Source organism: Phenylobacterium sp. (assembly GCF_013911965.1).
Taxonomy (GTDB): domain Bacteria; phylum Pseudomonadota; class Alphaproteobacteria; order Caulobacterales; family Caulobacteraceae; genus Phenylobacterium.
Genome location: NZ_JACESE010000008.1, coordinates 88,061 through 105,736, shown reverse-complemented (window position 1 = coordinate 105,736; position 17,676 = coordinate 88,061). Strand labels below are relative to the sequence as shown.

Sequence of the window (17,676 nt, the reverse complement as noted above, 5' to 3'; positions counted from 1 at the left end):
ATAGCCGAGGCTCGGCTCCGCTCCAAGCTTCGCCTTACCAGGAAAGTCGCCGCGTTCCCCGCACGATGAGGGAATCGGAGGTCTGGAACGCCATCACGTCCTCCGGCCGCGGAGGCAGGGGCGGGGCCCCGGCGGGCCAGCCATCGCTGATTGCGCCGTAGCGGACCTCCAGATGGCCGGAATCGGCCGGGCTGCGGAAGCTGATGCGCAGCCCCTGCGGATCGCCGGTCCAGCGCACCTGCGACCATTGGTCCGGGGTCTGGAGAAGGTCCGCCGGCCGGCCGTTCACCGCGACCTCGGTCAGGGCCTGCGGACTGCGCAGGTCGACGACCAAGGTCCGTGCGCCGGGCGGCGGCGCCAGGTTCAGCACGATTTGATCGTCGGCGCGGCTCAGCTCCAGCCGGGGGCGCGAGGTCTCCACCATGGGCGCGGGGACGCCGCGAAGGGGCTCGCGGAAGACGGGCGTGGCGTCCGCCGGCTGAGGGTCCGAGGCGAAGGAGTCCAGCAGGCGGCGGGTCCAGGGATCAGGCTGCGGGGCGGCGTCGGCCACGTGCGCGCGCCGGGCGTCCTGATCCACCAGATAATAGACGAGGCTGGCCTGAGGGCGCCGTTCCGACCAGGGGGGATCCAGCTGGACTACGACCAGCAGCAGAAGGCCTGCGCCCAGAACCAGCAGGGCCGTGATCCGCCCCGCGCCGCCGATCCGGGGATGGGCGAAGGGCCAGATCAGGAAGGCCGTCAGCCAGGCGAGCAGGGCCAGAAGCTCGGGAACGTCCAGATTGACATAGACGGCGTGGACCATGCCGGCCAGCCATCCGACGCCCAGCACGCCCAGCCCCACCAGGGCCAGGCGCACCCATAGCGGCCGCCGCTCGCCCATCGCGCTCAGGGCGGCGCCCGCGCAGGCGACCAGCAGGGGCCAGGCGATCAGGAAGGCGGTCGGTGCGGCTGTGGCCTGCAGGGCGGCGCCGGCCGCGAGGCCGATGGCGAGCAGGCCCGCCCAGGCGCCGGCGCGGCCGGCTTCGCGTCCGAAGGCCAGCACGGCCAGCAGGGCGCCGGCTGCGCCCAGGCCGAGGCCCACAGGATCCCAGCCGCCGAAGACCTGGCAGCCGAGGCCGGCGGCGCCGGCGACCAGCCCCCCGGTCACGCGCATGCGGCCCTTGGCGGCGGCCGCCGCCGCCAGGAGGAGGACGCCCAGTCCGAGCAGGACGAGGACCGCCTCGAACCGGTGCGCCTGCGCCAGCAGCTCGCGGTATTCCATATAGCCCGGCCCGGCCGCGGCCCGCCGGGCGAAGCGCAGGACGGCCGCGCCGGCGGCGAGGATGTAGAGGCCCGCAAGGGCTCCCTGCGCCGCATCGCGCCAGTCCGCCGTCTGCTGGCGGCGCGCGCGGAAGACGCCGACGAGCAGGAGGAGGGCCGCCGCGGCCAGGACGGCCCAGCCGACCGGCGCGTCGTAGGCGACGATCTCGCCGCCGAAGACCGGCGCATAGACCTTGTCGGGCCCCGCCCCCGGCAGCGTGTCGGCATAGGCGATGGAGACGGCGGCGGCCAGCGCCTGGCGGCCCAGGTCCTGCAACGACCGCCGCGACAGGGTCGCCACCGTGGCCGTGGGCGAGTGGTAATCGAACTGGCCGCCGGTGAAGGCGAAGTTCAGGCCCGGAATCCCCGCCGCCTTCGACACGGAGAAGTCCGTGTCGTTGGGCATCTGCTCGTAGGCGAAGACGGCCAGGGAATTCGAGGGGGAACCGGGCGACGTCGCCACGAACCGCTCGATGGTCGGGCCGTTGTCCGGCCCGGTCTGGAACATGGTGGCGCGCCCTCGCGAGCCGCGGGCCTCCATGTTGATCAGGAAGCCGACGCGGGAGGCCAGCGGATGGTCCTCGAAGAAGGCCCGCGCGCCGAGCAGGCCGAGTTCCTCGCCATCGGTCAGAAGAAGGATGACGTCCCGCTCCGGCTGGCCGCGGGCCTTGAGCGCGCGGACGATTTCCAGCGCCGAAGCCACGCCCGCGGCGTCGTCCCCGGCGCCGGGCGAGCGCGGCACGCTGTCATAGTGGGCCATCAGGGCCAGCGCCGGAGCCTGGCGATCGCGACCGGGCAGGACGCCGATGACGTTCTCCACACGGGCGCCGACGACGTAGGACTTCCCGGCGATCTCGCGCGCGGCGAAGGGCCGGGAGACCTGGACCTGCGGGTCAAGGCCAAGCTGGCGCAGCCGAGCCACCAGGTGGTCGCGGACGGCGGCGTTGGCCGCCGTGCCGGTGGGGTGGGGGACGCGGGCGATGATCTCCACGTCGGCCAGGGCGCGGCCGGCCGCGAACGCCTCCGCCGGGGCCGAGGCCGGCAGGGGGCGCGGCCCCTGTTCGCCCCACCAGCCGAGCAGGGCGCCAAGGATCAGGCAGGCGGCGAGCGCCAGGGTGCGTTCCATCCCGTCTTCGTCCCCAAGAGGCGTTTGGCGGGACCCTAGCGGCTTTTCGCGCCCTGCCTACCTCCGCTCTCGCGGCGGGAGAGGGCCGGGCGAACGCAAAAACGCCCGCCGGAGGAGCGGCGGGCGTCTTGGTCTGTAGGCTGGAAGATCGGCGGGCTCAGGCCGCGGCGACGGCTTCCTGCGGGTCGCGCAGCACATAGCCGCGGCCCCAGACGGTCTCGATGTGGTGCTTGCCGTCGGCGGCGGCGGCCAGCTTCTTGCGCAGCTTGCAGATGAAGACGTCGATGATCTTCAGCTCGGGCTCGTCCATGCCGCCATAGAGGTGGTTCAGGAACATTTCCTTGGTGAGCGTCGTGCCCTTCCGCAGGGAAAGCAGCTCGAGCATCTGGTATTCCTTGCCGGTCAGGTGGACGCGAACGCCGTTCACCTCGACCGTCTTGGCGTCCAGGTTGACCACGATGTCGCCGGTCTTGATGACTGACTGGGCGTGGCCCTTGGAGCGGCGGACCACGGCGTGGATGCGGGCGATCAGCTCGTCCTTGTGGAACGGCTTGGTCATGTAGTCGTCGCCGCCGGCGCCGAAGGTCTTCACCTTGGTGTCGATCTCGGCCGTGCCCGACAGGATCATGATCGGCGTGTTGATCTTGGCCACCCGCAGGGTGCGCAGGACGTCCATGCCGCTCATGTCGGGCAGGTTCAGGTCGAGCAGGATGAGGTCGTAGTCGTAGATCTTGCCCAGATCGACGCCTTCCTCGCCCAGGTCCGTCGTATAGACGTTGAACCCTTCCGACTTGAGCATGAGTTCGATGCTCTGCGCCGTGGCGCTGTCATCCTCAATCAGCAATACGCGCATCAGTCCCTCCTCGAACGACAGCGCAGCTCACGGACCGAATCTCGGAATCCGCTCGAGCCCTCGCCGTAAACTTGCCGGCGAGTTAATTTAAGACCGGTTAATAGTGAAAGCCCTCTGAGCAATTCGTTAATCCGATTTCGGAATCAGCGGCAAGGCCGCGGGTGCGGCGGCGAGTTCCGGTCCAGTTGAATCTTTTGTGATTGGACGGGCGGGGCGAAGCAGCCGCTCCGATCGCGGCTTTTCTCGACTTCGGAACGCGACTTGGCCGCGCTCGTTCTCCCTGGCGAACTCCCGCAAACGGAGAAGGAGCCGCCATGCCCGCGAAGCTGAAACCCCTCGCCCAGCAGGTGATCGTCATCACGGGGGCGTCGTCCGGGATCGGCCTCGCCACCGCCCGCAAGGCGGCCAAGGCCGGAGCCGCGGTGGTCCTCGCCTCCCGGAACGAGACGGCGCTCAAGGCCATCGCCGAGGAGATCAACGCCGCCGGCGGCCGCGCCCACGCCGTGTCCGGCGATGTCGGCGATCCGGCCGATGTGGAAAAGATCGCCCGCGCGGCCATCGCCCGCTTCGGCGGTTTCGACACCTGGATCAACGACGCCGGCGTGGGCGTGTACGCCGAGCTTGAGAACCTCCCGCCCGAGGATCACGAGCGCCTCTTCCGCACCAACTATTTCGGTGTGGTCAACGGGTCCCTCGAGGCGGTGAAGCACCTGAAGACCCGCCGCGACGGCGGAGCGATCATCAACATCGGGTCGGTGCTCTCCGAGGTGGCGGTGCCGCTTCTGGGCGCCTATGCCGCCTCGAAGCACGCCGTGAAGGGGTTCACCGACGCCCTGCGGGTGGAGCTGACGCGCGACAAGGCGCCGATCTCGGTCACCCTCATCAAGCCCAGCAGCGTCTCCTCGCCCTTCCCGGACCATGCGCGCAACTACATGGACGAGGCGCCGCGGGTGCCGCCGCCGGTCTATGCGCCGGAGGTGGTGGCCGACGCCATCCTGCACGCCGCCCAGCATCCGGTCCGCCATGTGACGGTGGGATCGGGCGGCCGTCAGATGGTCCTGCTCGGCGGCGGGGCGCCGCGCCTGGCCGACAAGGTCTTCGCCGCCGCCATCCCGCGCTTCGCCAAGCGCAAGGGCGAGAAGCCGACGCGCGACAACCTCTACGAGGCGGGCGTCGACGGCCGGGTTCATACGGACGCCTATGGCGGCCGCAAGTTCAGCGTCTACACCGCCGCCCAGAAGCACTCCGGCCTGACGCTCGGCCTGGGCGCGCTGGCGCTGCTCGGGGCGGCGGCCTATCTGGGGCGCGGCCAGATCGCCCGCACCGCCCGCCCTCTGGCGGCCCGGGTGGCGCGGCCGATGGTCGCGCGCGGCGTGCGCCGCAATCCGAGAGAGGCCATGCGGCTGGCCGTCCGTCACCCGCGGCAGGCGCTTCGCCTGGCCGGAAGTCTTCGCTAGCGCGGCCGTTTACGAATCTTCACGCGCAATTAAGGCTGAAGAGCGACCCTGGAGATCAGTGATTTCCGGGGGCCCGCCTTGCGCAGTCTCGTCGCCGCCGTCGAGCGTATCGATCCTCTGACCGTCTCCGGCCGTGTGGCCGCCGTGAACGGCCTCCTCATCGAGGCCAAGGGCGGCGTGACGCGCCTGGCCGTCGGCGCCCGCGCCGAGATCGTGCGCCGCGCGGAAACGCCGCTCGCCGCCGAGGTGGTGGGCTTCCGCGACTCCCGCGCCCTGCTGATGCCCTTCGGCGCCGTCGAAGGTGTGGCGCCGGGCGCGGAGATCAAGATCGAGCCCATGGGTTCGGCCGTCCGTCCCACCAAGGGCTGGCTTGGCCGCATCGTCGACGCGTTCGGCGAGCCGATCGACGGCAAGGGGCCGTTGCCCAAGGGCCTGGCCTCCTACCCCTTGCGCGCGCCGCCGCCCCCCGCCCATGCCCGCGACCGGGTAGGCGAGCGGCTGGACCTGGGCGTGCGGGCGATGAACGTCTTCACCACCTGCTGCCGCGGCCAGCGCCTGGGCGTCTTCGCCGGCTCGGGCGTCGGCAAGTCCGTCCTGCTCTCCATGCTCGCCAAGAACGCCGACTGCGACGCCGTCGTCGTCGGCCTGATCGGCGAGCGGGGCCGGGAAGTCCGCGAATTCATCGAGGAGACGCTGGGCGAGGAAGGTCTGAAGCGCGCCATCGTGGTGGTGGCCACCTCCGACGAACCGGCGCTGAAACGCCGCCAGGCGGCCTATATGACCCTCGCGCTGGCCGAGTACCTGCGCGATCAGGACATGGAAGTCCTCTGCCTGATGGACTCCGTCACCCGCTTCGCGATGGCCCAGCGGGAGATCGGCCTGGCCGCCGGCGAGCCGCCGACGACCAAGGGCTATACGCCCACCGTCTTCACCGAACTGCCCAAGCTGCTCGAGCGGGCGGGCCCCGGACCGATCCGCCCCGACGGGACGCGGGCCGGTCCCATCACGGGCCTCTTCACCGTGCTGGTGGACGGGGACGACCACAACGAGCCCATCGCCGACGCCGTGCGCGGGATTCTCGACGGCCACATCGTCATGGAGCGGGCCATCGCCGAGCGCGGCCGCTTCCCGGCCATCAACGTGCTGAAATCCATCAGCCGGACCATGCCGGGCTGTCAGCTCCCGCACGAGCGCGAGATCGTCACCGCCGCCCGCCAGACCATGGCCGCCTTCTCCAACATGGAGGAGCTGATCCGCATCGGCGCCTACCGGCCCGGCTCCGATCCCCAGGTCGACCGCGCCATCGAACTGAACCCGGCCATCGAGGCCTTCCTGCGCCAGGACCCGTCCGACGCCACCGGCCTCGATGAGTCCTTCGCCACCCTCGGCCACATCCTTGAAGGGGCCGCCGCATGAGCTGGGCCGACTCTCTCGTGAAGCTCTCCACCTACGAGGTGGAGGTGCTCCAGAAACGCATGGGCGAGATCACCCAGCGCCGGCGCGACGCCGAGATGCGGCTGCTGATGCTGGAGGCCGAAGCCGAGGCCGAGGCGGCCAACGCCCGCGGCGACGCCGAGGCCGGATGGTACCACATCGGGTTCGTCGAGGGCCTGCGGGCCCGCCGCGCCGCCATCCAGGCCCAGATCGACGAGATCGCAGTCGAGGAGCAGGGCGCCCGCGACGCGCTGAACGGCGCCTTCGAAGAGCAGAAGAAGTACGAACAGGTGGCCGAGGAGATCCTCCTGGCCCGGCGGCGCGAGGCCGCCCGTAGGGAAGCCGCGGTGATGGACGAGATGGGCCTGCGCCGCGCCGCCGCCGGCCGGTGATCCTGCCGAATTCCCTCTATGGGCTGAGCCGCCGCGCGGTCGTGGGCGGCGCCCTGGCGCTGGCGGGCTGCCAGAGGCCGGCCAGTTCGCAGGTCGCGCCGGTTCACGTGCCGCCGCTGAAGTCCCTGGCGTCCTTCCCCGTGGGGACCGCCGTGCAGGCGGTTCATCTGCAGGATCCCGTGCTCTCGGGCCTCATCGCCGCCCAGGCCTCCCAGCTCACGCCCGAGTGGGAGATGAAGATGGAGTACATCGTGCGTGACGACGGCGGCTTCCGCTTCGACGCGCCCGACGCCATCGCCGCTTTCGCCCGGGTCAACGGCCTTCGTCTCTTCGGCCACACCCTGATCTGGTACGCCCAGAGCCCGCCGGCCTTCGAGGCCCTGGACGAGAGCCGGGTCAGCTTCGCCGAGGCCTATCGCAACTACATCCACGCGGTCGTCGGCCGCTATCGCGGACAGGCCGTCGGCTGGGACGTGGTCAACGAGGCTGTGGCGGAGGACGGCGAGGGCTGGCGCGACAGCCTGTGGAGCCGCAGGCTCGGCCCCTTCGATCACATGGTCCTGGCCTTCCAGCACGCGCGCGAGGCGGACCCGGCCGCCATGCTGTTCCTCAACGACTACAATCTCGAATGGCTGCCGAAGAAGCGGGCGACCTTCCTGCGCCTGGCCGAACGCCTGATGGCCGCCGGCGCGCCCATCGACGGGGTCGGCACCCAGACCCACATCGCCGCCGACCAGGATCCGGGGGAGCTTCGCCAGACCATCGCCGAACTGGGCCAGCTCGGCCTTCTGGTGCACGTCTCGGAATTCGACGTTTCGCTCAGCCGCGCCGAGGGCGTGTTCAAGGATCGGCGGCGGCTGGCGGAGGGGCAGGCGGCCCTCTACGCCCAGGCCGCCGAGGCCTTCATGGCGCTGCCGGCGTCGCAGCGCTTCGCCTTCACCTTCTGGGGTCTCCGCGACGCCGAATCCTGGCTCAAGCGCGAGGACGGCGCCGATACGCCGCTGCCCTTCGACGATTTCGGCCAGCCCAAGGCCGCCGCCGCCGCCTGGGCCGAACGCGTCGCCTAGGCCTGAGGACGCGGGGGCGTCGGCCGGGCGGCCAGGCGCTCGGCGTCGGCCTGCTGGCGCAGGACGTGCAGATCGTCGCTCAGGCGGAAGATGGCCACGTAGAACTCACAGAACGAGCGCCACAGCAGGATCAGCGCCCCCACCACCAGCAGGCCCGCCACGAGCACCGGGATCGCCAGCATGATCCCCATCAGGCTCTCTTCGCGCAGCGCCACGCCCACGGCGGCCCCGATGGTGCCGAAGGCGCCCAGCGCGATGACGCCGAGGCCGGCCCAGTAGATCAGGTGGATGACCGCATTGGTCATCAGCCGGTCGAAGGTGAGGAGGTCCCAGAACAGGGAGGCGCCGGCGCCGCGTTTCGCTCGGGATTTGCTGGCCATTCCAATTCCAACGCTAGATGGGACCCACGCTGGCCCGCGCGGCAAATCGCTACCAGCGCGAAGCTTTTTGGGCAACTTGCGAAAAGGCCCGAGCTTCGCCGTGGGTTCCCGATCGGCGCCTCAGATGGTCCCCATGGTCTTCAGGCGCGCCTTGGGGTGGACCTCGTTCTGGCTCATCACCGGGGTCTGGCCGCGGAACCGCTCGATGATGGAGCGGACATAGGGGCGGATGCCGGGGCTGGTCAGCAGGACCGGCGACTCGCCCGACAGGGCGGCGCGTTCAAAGACTTCGCGTACGCCGCGGATGAACTCCTGCAGGCGCGACGGAGCGAGCGCCAGCTGCTTCTCCTCGCCGGGGCCGATGAGGGCTTCGGCGAAGGCGTTCTCCCAGTCCGGCGACAGGGTGACGATGGGCAGGGCGCCGTCGTCGCCGCGATAGGCGTAGGACAGCTGGCGGGCCAGCCGGGCGCGGACCTGCTCGACCAGCATGGCGATGGAGCCGGTGTGCGGCGCCGCCTCGCCGATCCCTTCCAGGATGGCCGGCAGGTCGCGGATGGACACCCGTTCGCGCAGCAGGGCCTGCAGCACGCGCTGGACGGTGGTGGCCGTCACCGTGTTGGGGATCAGGTCCTCGACCAGCTTCTTCTGCTCGCCCGGGAGGTCCTTCAGGAGCTTCTGCACCTCCGCATAGGAGAGCAGCTCGGCCATGTTGTCCTTGAGGATCTCGGTCAGGTGCGTGGTCAGGACCGTGGCCGGGTCGACGATGGTGTACCCGCGGAAGGTCGCTTCCTCGCGCAGGGAGTCGTCGATCCAGGTGGCCGGCAGGCCGAAGGCCGGCTCGCGCATGTGCTCGCCGGGCAGCTCCACCTGGCCGCCGCGCGGGTCCATGGCCATCAGCGAGCCCAGACGGACCTCGCCGGAGCCGGCGTCGAGCTCCTTGATGCGGATGCAGTAGCCCTGGGAAGGCAGGCGCATGTTGTCGAGGATCCGCACCGAAGGCATGACGAAGCCGTACTCGGCCGCCAGCGTCTTGCGCAGGGCGCGGATCTGGTCGGTCAGCCGGCGGCCCTCCAGGTCGTTGATCAGCGGCAGCAGGCCGTAGCCCAGCTCGATCTTCACCTCGTCGATGGCCAGGGTCTCGCTGATCGGCTCTTCCTGCGGCTCGGCCGGCGCCTGCTCCATCTCCATGGGCGCCGGTTCGGCGGCCTTGCGGCCCCGCCGATAGGCGAGCACGCCCGTGCCGATGGAGACGGCCGCGAAGGGCAGGATCGGCATGCCGGGAATGAGCGCGATCACCCCGGCGCAGGCCGAGACCATGCCCAGACCGACGGGGTTCATGGCGAGCTGCGCCACCAGCGCCTTGTCCGCCGAGCCCTCGACGCCCGCCTTGGAAACCAGGAAGCCGGCGGCGATCGAGATGATGAGCGCCGGAATCTGGCTGACCAGGCCGTCGCCGATGGTCAGCAGGGTGTAGGAGGAGGCCGCCTGGCCGATCGGCAGGCCGTGCTGCACCACCCCGATCAGGATGCCGCCCACGATGTTGATGGCCACGATGATCAAGCCGGCGACGGCGTCGCCGCGCACGAACTTGCTGGCGCCGTCCATGGCGCCGAAGAAGGTGCTCTCCTGCTCCAGCTCCTTGCGGCGCTTCTTGGCCTCGGACTCGTCGATCAGGCCGGCCGAGAGGTCGGCGTCGATGGCCATCTGCTTGCCGGGCATGGCGTCGAGGGTGAAGCGCGCCGCCACCTCGGCGATGCGGCCCGAGCCCTTGGTGATGACCACGAAGTTCACGATCACCAGGATGATGAAGACGATCAGCCCGATGACGAAGTTGCCGCCCATCATCAGGTGGCCGAAGCCCTCGATGATGCGGCCGGCCCCGCCCGTGCCCTCATGCCCGTTGCCCAGGATCAGCCGGGTCGAGCCGATGTTCAGCCCGAGCCGGTAGAGGGTGGTGACCAGCAGCACCGTCGGGAAGGCGCTGAACTCCAGCGGCTTCTTGATGAGCAGCGAGGTCATCAGGATGAGGACGGCGCTGGTGATCGAAATCGCCAGCAGGGCGTCCAGCAGGAAGGCCGGGATCGGCAGGATGAGCAGGACGATGATGCTCACCGCCCCGATGGCCATGGCCACCTCGCCCCGCGCCAGCCAGCCGATCATCTCGCGGGCCGACGGCGCGCCGGGTCCTGTGGCCTGAACGTCTGACATGCCTTGGCTCGCCCGCCTGGAGATGGCTTAGGCCGCGCTCGCGCCGGCGCCCTGCGGCGCCGGAACGGCCACGCCGGCCTCGCTGTATTCCTTCAGCTTGTTCCGCAGGGTGCGGATCGAGATGCCGAGGATGTTGGCCGCGTGCGTCCGGTTGCCGGCGCAGTGTTCCAGGGTGTCGAGGATCAGCTGCTGCTCCATCTCGGCCACGGTCTGGCCGACGAAGGTGTTGCGGACCGCCTCGGCGGCCGCCACGCTGGCGGCCTGGGCCGTGCGCATGCCGGCGTCGGCGGGGGCCAGCGGCTGGCCGTCCGGCAGGCGGATGGAGTCCTCGGTGATCTGGTCGCTGGGCGACAGCAGCACGGCCCGGTGCATGGCGTTCTCGAGCTCGCGCACATTGCCCGACCAGCGGTGGGCGACCAGGCGGCGCTTGGCTTCGTCCGACAGCGGCTTGTCGGCCATGCCGTTGGCCGCGGCGTACTTCTTCACGAAGTGCTCGGCCAGGACGATGATGTCGCCCGGACGCTCGCGCAGCGGCGGCAGGCGCAGGTTCACGACGTTCAGGCGATAGAGCAGGTCCTCGCGGAAGGTCCCTTCCTTCACCGCCTGGGCCAGGTCGCGGTTGGAGGTGGCCAGGATGCGGATGTCCACCTTCACCGGCTTGGCGCCGCCGACGCGGTCGATCTCACGCTCCTGGATCGCGCGCAGCAGCTTGGCCTGCAGGCGCGCGTCCATCTCGGAGATTTCGTCGAGCAGCAGGGTGCCGCCGTTGGCTTCCTCGAACTTGCCGATGCGGCGGGCGAGCGCGCCGGTGAAGGCGCCCTTCTCGTGCCCGAACAGCTCGCTCTCCAGCAGGTTTTCCGGAATGGCGGCGCAGTTGACCGAGATGAAGGGCTTGGCCGAGCGACGCGACTTCTGGTGGACGTAGCGGGCGATGACCTCTTTACCCGAGCCGCTCTCCCCGGTGATGAGGATCGAGGCGTCGGAGGGGGCGACCTGGTCGGCGAGCGTCAGCACCGCCTTCATGGCCGGGTCCTGCACCACCATCGGCCGGTTGTCGTCCGACACCGCCGCCAGCACGGCGGCGATCAGCTCGGCCTCGGGCGGCAGGGGGATGAACTCCTTGGCCCCGGCGCGGATGGCCGCGGCGGCCTTGACCGGGTCGGGGCCGACGCCGCAGGCCACCACCGGCACCCGGATCCGCTCGGCCTCGTTGGCCGCGATCAGCCCGGCGATGTCGATCTCGTAGTCGACCAGCAGCAGGTCCGCGCCCTGGCCGGCGCGCAGGGCGTGGGTGGCCGCGGACGCGGTCTCCACGTGGCTGACCTTGGCGCCCGCGCTCATCGCCATCTTCACGGCTGACGAGAGCTGCCCATCCAGTTTTCCGACGACCAGAAGCCGCATGTTCAATCCTCCTTGCGCCGTCGCCTCAGGCCGACGTGTCGCCGTCCTTGATGATTTCGGTCATGGTCACGCCCAGGCGTTCGTCGACGATGACGACCTCGCCCCGGGCGACCAGGCGGTTGTTCACATAGATGTCGATGGCCTCGCCGACCTTGCGGTCGAGTTCGAGGACCGATCCGGACGACAGCTGCAGCAGCTGGGCGACCGACATGTGGGCCCGGCCGAGCACGGCGGAGATGCTGACCGGCACCTCGAAGACAGGCGCCAGGTCCGAAGCCTGCTTTTCCTCGCCCTCGCCGCCCATGTCGGCCATCGGCACGTCGCCGGGGCCCAGCTCGTCCAGTTTCAGCTCGTTGTCGGACATGGCTTTCGTCCTTTCTCCGGTCAGGCGTCGCCGCCGGGAATGAGGGGTTCGGCGTGCAGGCCCTCGGCGGCCAGCGCCTCGTGCAGGGCGGCGGCGACGCGCTCGGCGGCGGCGGCCGGATCGAAGCGGGCCGCGCCGTCGCCGAAGTCGAGGCTGAAGGCCGCGCGGCCGGCGGCCGGATCCGGACGCACCTGGATCTGGCCGGCGAAGCCGATGGCCTGGGCCGTCTGGCTGAGCAGGGCCTCCAGATTCTCGGCCAGGGCCGGCGGCGCGGTGACCACCAGCCGCGGCGCGGATTCGATCTCGCGCGCCAGGGAGTCCAGGGCCGCCTGGATCGGGGCCCGCGGGAAGGCGTCCAGGGCGGCGTCGGCGATGGCCTGCCCGCAGGCGAGCGCCAGCTCGGCCGAGCCGACGCGGTGCTCGTGGGCCACCTCCGCCAGGCGCGGCAGGGCGGCCTGGCAGGCCTGGGCGATCTGCGACAGGGCGGCGGCCTGCTGGGCCTCGATGCGGGCCATGGCGGCGCGCTCGCCCTCGGCCATGGCCTGGGCGCGGATCTGCTCGACCTCTTCCAGGGGATAGAGGCGCTTGGGGCGGGCCGACGCGCGGGCGACCGCGCCGTCATCGGCGAAGACGGTGTCGAAGTCGAAGGGGCGGGGGGCGGACGTGGTCATCAGTAGATCAGCTCATCGTCGCCGCCGGCGCCGGCCAGCATGATCTCGCCCTTGGCGGCCAGATCCTTGGCCACCTGGACCATCTTCATCTGCGCCTGGTCGACGTCCTTCAGGCGGACGGGGCCCATGCCCTCCATGTCCTCGCGCATGATCTTGGCGGCGCGCTCGGACATGTTGGAGAAGAACATCTCGCGCAGGGCGTCCGAGGCGCCCTTGAGCGCCAGGGCCAGCTGATCCTTCTCCACGCCGCGCAGCAGGGTCTGGACGCCGCCGGGATCGAGCTTGGAGAGGTCCTCGAACACGAACATCAGGGCGCGGATCCGCTCGGCGCTCTCGCGGTTGCGCTCCTCCAGGGCGGCCATGAACCGGCTCTCGGTCTGGCGGTCGAAGGCGTTGAAGATGTCGGCCATCATCTCGTGGCTGTCGCGCTTGGAGGTGCGCGCCAGGTTCGACATGAACTCGGTCCGCAGGGTCTGTTCGATCTTGTCCAGGATTTCCCGCTGCACCGGCTCCATGCGCAGCATGCGGGTGACGCACTCCAGGGCGAAGTCCTCGGGCAGGGCCGCCAGCACGCGGGCGGCGTGGTCGGACTTCACCTTGGAGAGGATGACGGCGACGGTCTGCGGGTATTCGTTCTTCAGATAGTTGGCGAGGACGGCCTCGTTCACGTTGCCGAGCTTGTCCCACATGGTGCGACCCGCCGGACCGCGGATCTCCTCCATCAAGGCTTCGACCTTGTCGGGCGGCAGGAAGGCCTGAAGCAGCTTCTGGGTCTGCTCGTAGGAGCCCATGATGGTGCCGGCCCCCGACATGCCGGCGACGAACTCCACCAGCAGAGCCTCGACCACATTGGCGGCCACCGTGCCCAGGCTCGCCATGGCCTGGGAGACCTCCTTGATCTCCTCGTCGTCCAGGCCCGCCCAGATGGTGGCGTGATCCTCGCCGAGCGCCAGCAGGATGACGGCCGCCTTCTCCGGCCCCGTCAGCTGCGAGGGGTCCGTAATGGCCTTCGACCGGCCGCCGCCTCGAACGACCAGGCTCATGCGGATTCATGCAGCCAGCTGCGAAGGATCGCGACCGACTGTTCCGGATGGGTTTCGACGAAATCGGCGACGCGCTTGACCGAGGAGGCCTTCACCTGGCCCTCGATGCGGGCGATGTCGATCTTCTGCTCCAGCTCGCCGGGACCGGGCAGGGCGAGCGGCTGCCCCGTCTCCGGATCGACGCTGACCTGGACGGGCTGGCCGTCGGGCGTAGTGGTGACGACGCGGGTGATCGTCTGGGTGGGCGCCGGCAGGCCGCCATTGCCGCCGCCGGCGTTCTTCAGGAGCGGCCGGACCACGAAGAAGATGATCAGCAGGGCGACGATGGCCAGGACGCCCAGTTCGGCGGCCCGCATGATGTCGTTCTTGTCGAAGTCGGTCAGAGGGTTGGCCGACTCCACCCCGCCGGCCGTCTCCGGCGCGGTGAAGGGCACATTGACCACCGTCACCTGGTCGCCCCGGGACTCGTCGAAGCCGACGGCGGTGCGGACCAGCTGCTCGATGCGCTGCATCTCCTCCTCGGAGCGCGGCTGGTACTCGCCGGCCTGGCCGTCTTCGCCCACCGGCCGCAGGCCGTCGACCGCGACCGCGACGGACAGGCGCTGGATCTTGCCCGGCTCCTGGACCTCGGTGCGGGTGGTCTTGGAGATCTCGTAGTTGGTGGTCGATTCGGTCCGGCCGCTGGCCGAGCTGACCTGGCCGTCTTCTCCGCCCAGGCCGCCGCCGGGGATGTTGGCGTCGGCGGTGACGGCGCCGGCGTTGTTGGGCTCGTTCTCGTTGGCGCTTTCCTCGACCGTCTGCTCGGACCGCACGACCTGGCCGTCGGGATCGAAGGTCTCCTGCTGCAGGGTCACCCGGGCCAGGTCGATGTCGGCGGTGACATTGACCCGCGCCTTGCCCGGACCGACGACGCTTTCGACCAGGCCCTTCACCGTCTTGGCGATGCGCTGCTCGACCTCGCTCTTGCGGCTGTCGGCCATCTCGCCGGCGAAGCTCTCGCCCCCGGCCGACAGGGTCTTTCCGTGCTGGTCGACGATGGTGACGCGCGCCGGCGTCATGCGCGGCACGGCGCCGGCCACCAGGTTCTGGACCGCGCGCACCTGGTCGGCGTTGGGCTCGCGCCCGCCGACGCCGAGGGTGACCGAGGCCGACGGCTCCTCGGCCTCTTCCTCGAAGAGCTGGCGCTTGGGCAGCACCAGATGGACGCGGGCGAAGGTCACGCCGTCCAGGCTGCGGATGGTGCGGGCGAGTTCGCCTTCCAGGGCGCGCTGGCGGTTCAGTTGCTGGACGAAGTCGGTCTGGCCCAGCGCATTGGCTTCGTCGAAGATTTCGTAGCCCACCGAGCCGGCCGTCGGCAGACCCTTGCTGGAGAGCATGAGGCGGGTGGAGGCGACCTCGTCGCGCGCCACCAGAATGGTCGAGCCGTCGCCCTTGACCTCGTACTTCACGCCGGCGGCTTCCAGCGCCTGGGTGATCGAGCCGGCCTCGCGCAGATCGAGATTCGAATAGAGCAGGGCCTTGGGTTCGCCGAGGTTCATGGTCAGGGCGAACAGGGCCGCGGCCACGCCGGCGCCCACCCCGAGGATGGCGGCCAGGCGTCCGATCCCGAACCTCTGCAGCGCGGCGACAAACTGATTCAAGGCGCGTCCCACCCCAAAACGGTACGGGACCTGCCCAGTTCGGCCGCCCGCTAGGCAGGATTTACCCAGTTGATGGTAAACGCGGCGTTTAAGGGTTGGGTTAGCGCCTCAGCTTTCTTGCGCGGTTTGTCGCACCCCCGCCGCCCACCGGCCCGTCAGCTGCTCCAGGGCGTCAGCGCGCCCCAATGGAACAGCACCACCGCCAGGGCGGCGTAGATCACGGTCGTGGCCGTAAAGGCCGCTTTGCGCTGCAGGGACCAGCTGTCGAGCCGCCGGCCGCCGCGCCAGACGGCGGGCAGGGCGGCGATGGTGACGATGGTCAGCAGGGCGGCCACGAGGGCGCAGGCCGAGGCCAGGATCAGCCGCACGCCCGGCCAAGTGTAGACCACCCGGGCCGAGTCCCCGCTGCCGCTGACCCAGGAGATGAAGAGGCCGACCGCCAGAAGCCAGAGCACCGCCTGGATCGTCTGGACGACGCTCGCCTGGCTCTGCGTCTGGGTCTGGCGCAGCTCGCGCCGGTTACGAAGGGCGAGACCGCCCAGCGTCGCTCCGGCGGCGAGCACCGCCAGCGCGGCCAGGAGCCCCAGGAACCAGGGCTGGCTCCACAGGCCCACCCGCTGGAATCGCTGGTCGTTGGAGCCGAGCTGGAAGGCGCGCGCCTTGCCGTCGCGGATCTCGAAGATCAGCCGTTCGGGGCCCGTGGTGGAGACGAAGCGGCCGGCGGCGGGATCGCCTTCCGGGACCCAGGTCTCGACGCCGTTGAGACCGGCGGTGGTCAGCCGGCCGTCGCGGGAGACCGAGACCGAGCGGCCCGACAGGACGTAGCCCACGAACCGCTCCAGCCCGACATAGGCGCGCCGGGTGCCGAGGTAGTGCCCTTCATAGACGTCGGCGCGCCGCGCCAGGGCGGGGTCGCCCTGGCGAAGAGCCGGGGGACCGGGGGCGAAGAACTGCTGGACGATCTCGCCGGGCAGCCGCATCGCCAGGTCGCCGCCGCTCTCGGTGTTGGCGCTGACGAAGACGCCCAGGCCGAGCTCGGGCGCCACGACCATGTTCGACATGAAGGAGAGGGTGGCGCCCGAATGACCGTAGCCGACGTGGCCGCCGGGGAGAGAATAGACCGCGAAGCCGTGGGCCCAGCCGTTCGTGCCGCTGGCGTCCTGGCGCAGCGGCGTCCGGAAGGCCTGCGCCGCCCGCGGGCCGAAGATCCGCCGCTCGCCGGCCACGCCGTTGCTGAGCAGCAGGTTCATATAGGTCGCCATATCGGCGGCGGTGGAGGAGGCCGAGCCGGCCGGCGCCAGGTGGCCGAGATACTCGAAGGCGCGGGCCTCGAAACCCGTCGCCGGCGACCAGCGGAACGGTTCGGACAGGTTCCCGGCCAGGGCGGGGGCCATCGGGGCGGGAATGCCCGCCTTCGGGGGGTGCGGTTCCCGGAAGGTGGTGCGGCTCATGCCGAGCGGGCCGGTGATCCGCTGCTCGACGAGAGTCTCGAAGGGCTGGCCGGTGACATAGACGAGGGCCTGGCCGGCCAGGCCGACGCCGTAATTGGAGTAGGTCGGGAACTGGCCCGGTTCGCGCACCCGGCGGGGACGCTCCTGGCGCAGATAGACCTCGAGCGGCCGCTCGCGATCGAAGCTGCGCTCCATGAGCTGGCCCAGCACCCGGTCCTCGAAGCCAGGGGTGTGGTCGAGGAGATTGATGACCTTGACCGGCTCGCGGAAGCCCTGGTCGCGCACCTGGACGCGCTCGGGCAGGTAGAGGTTGATGGGCGCGTCCAGTCGGATGCGGCCGGCCTCCACCTCGTTCATCAGCAGGATCCAGGTGAAGGTCTTGGAGATCGAGCCGATGCGGAAAAGGGTCCGGTCGGGATCGACGCGACGCACCGGATCGAAGCTCGCATAGCCGTAACCCTTCTTCAGAACGACCTGGCCGTTCTGGACGACCGACACGGTCACGCCGGCGATATGGTCGCGGTCCATGGCGCTGCGCACCGCGCCGTCCACGAAGGCCTCCAGCTCGGCCGGCGGCAAGGTCGCGACGCCGAGGGGCGCAGCCTCGGCCGAGGCCTGGGCGTCGGTCGCCGCCGCTGACGCCGCCGCGGGGGCGGGGCGGCGCGGGACGGCGCGCTGTGGCGCGGGGCGTGGCGGGTTCAGCGTTTCATAGGGGATCGGCGCGCTGGGAGTCGCCGGCGCCGCCTCCTGGCCCAGGCTTGCCGAATGGACGCCAAGCAGGACGGCCAGCGCCGCCGGGACGACCTTGCACACGAGGCGCTTCAACCCGTCTCTCCCCCGTTCGAACCAAGCGACTCCTTCTAGGGCGCCGCGGGAGTCGCTCCAAGGCC

At 70.5% G+C, this 17,676-nt stretch carries 14 protein-coding genes; 4 read left to right on the top strand and 10 right to left on the bottom strand.

Going from position 1 to position 17,676, the window contains the following annotated elements:
• Positions 1 to 34 precede the first annotated feature (34 nt).
• The gene (locus tag H2041_RS10050; RefSeq protein WP_293412198.1) at positions 35 to 2,425 is read right to left on the bottom strand and encodes a M20/M25/M40 family metallo-hydrolase; all 2,391 of its coding nucleotides are present in this window, start codon (positions 2,423 to 2,425) and stop codon (positions 35 to 37) included.
• Positions 2,426 to 2,582: 157 nt separating this feature from the next.
• Entirely contained in the window at positions 2,583 to 3,278 is a 696-nt protein-coding gene (gene ctrA, locus H2041_RS10045) for a response regulator transcription factor CtrA (protein WP_293412196.1), read from the bottom strand.
• Positions 3,279 to 3,592: 314 nt separating this feature from the next.
• On the opposite strand from ctrA, the gene H2041_RS10040 reads away from it, so the two are divergent.
• The 4 genes from H2041_RS10040 (at position 3,593) to H2041_RS10025 (ending at position 7,628) form a co-directional block, all read left to right on the top strand.
• A complete protein-coding gene (locus H2041_RS10040; protein ID WP_293412194.1) occupies positions 3,593 to 4,735 on the top strand; it encodes an SDR family oxidoreductase in 1,143 nt (380 codons plus the stop codon).
• Positions 4,736 to 4,813: 78 nt separating this feature from the next.
• A complete protein-coding gene (gene fliI, locus H2041_RS10035; protein WP_293412192.1) occupies positions 4,814 to 6,151 on the top strand; it encodes a flagellar protein export ATPase FliI in 1,338 nt (445 codons plus the stop codon).
• Positions 6,148 to 6,561 (top strand): flagellar FliJ family protein, encoded by a 414-nt coding sequence (locus tag H2041_RS10030; RefSeq protein ID WP_293412190.1) that lies wholly within the window; start codon positions 6,148 to 6,150, stop codon positions 6,559 to 6,561. The genes fliI and H2041_RS10030 overlap by 4 nt, the downstream gene beginning before the upstream one ends.
• Positions 6,558 to 7,628, top strand: coding sequence for an endo-1,4-beta-xylanase (locus tag H2041_RS10025; protein ID WP_367133416.1), 1,071 nt, complete (start codon positions 6,558 to 6,560; stop codon positions 7,626 to 7,628). Before H2041_RS10030 ends, H2041_RS10025 begins: the two co-directional genes overlap by 4 nt.
• Here the strand turns inward: H2041_RS10025 and H2041_RS10020 are convergent.
• From H2041_RS10020 to H2041_RS09985, 8 genes are all read right to left on the bottom strand, one after another.
• A complete protein-coding gene (locus H2041_RS10020; RefSeq protein ID WP_293412188.1) occupies positions 7,625 to 8,008 on the bottom strand; it encodes a DUF4282 domain-containing protein in 384 nt (127 codons plus the stop codon). The genes H2041_RS10025 and H2041_RS10020 overlap by 4 nt on opposite strands.
• 120 nt (positions 8,009 to 8,128) lie before the next feature.
• Entirely contained in the window at positions 8,129 to 10,216 is a 2,088-nt protein-coding gene (gene flhA, locus H2041_RS10015) for a flagellar biosynthesis protein FlhA (RefSeq protein WP_293412186.1), read from the bottom strand.
• Between the two features lie 27 nt (positions 10,217 to 10,243).
• Positions 10,244 to 11,617, bottom strand: coding sequence for a sigma-54-dependent Fis family transcriptional regulator (locus H2041_RS10010; RefSeq protein ID WP_293412184.1), 1,374 nt, complete (start codon positions 11,615 to 11,617; stop codon positions 10,244 to 10,246).
• Between the two features lie 25 nt (positions 11,618 to 11,642).
• Positions 11,643 to 11,981: a flagellar motor switch protein FliN gene (gene fliN / locus H2041_RS10005; RefSeq protein WP_293412182.1), complete on the bottom strand. Its 339-nt coding sequence runs from the start codon at positions 11,979 to 11,981 to the stop codon at positions 11,643 to 11,645.
• 20 nt (positions 11,982 to 12,001) lie between these two features.
• Positions 12,002 to 12,652: a flagellar assembly protein FliH gene (locus H2041_RS10000; protein WP_293412180.1), complete on the bottom strand. Its 651-nt coding sequence runs from the start codon at positions 12,650 to 12,652 to the stop codon at positions 12,002 to 12,004.
• A complete protein-coding gene (gene fliG / locus H2041_RS09995) occupies positions 12,652 to 13,695 on the bottom strand; it encodes a flagellar motor switch protein FliG (protein WP_293412178.1) in 1,044 nt (347 codons plus the stop codon). The genes H2041_RS10000 and fliG overlap by 1 nt, the downstream gene beginning before the upstream one ends.
• On the bottom strand, positions 13,692 to 15,335 hold the full coding sequence (gene fliF / locus H2041_RS09990; RefSeq protein ID WP_293412176.1) for a flagellar basal-body MS-ring/collar protein FliF: 1,644 nt from the start codon (positions 15,333 to 15,335) through the stop codon (positions 13,692 to 13,694). The genes fliG and fliF overlap by 4 nt, the downstream gene beginning before the upstream one ends.
• A 155-nt stretch (positions 15,336 to 15,490) precedes the next feature.
• Positions 15,491 to 17,611, bottom strand: a complete 2,121-nt coding sequence (locus H2041_RS09985) for a serine hydrolase (RefSeq protein ID WP_293412174.1) — start codon at positions 17,609 to 17,611, stop codon at positions 15,491 to 15,493.
• Positions 17,612 to 17,676: the final 65 nt, after the last annotated feature.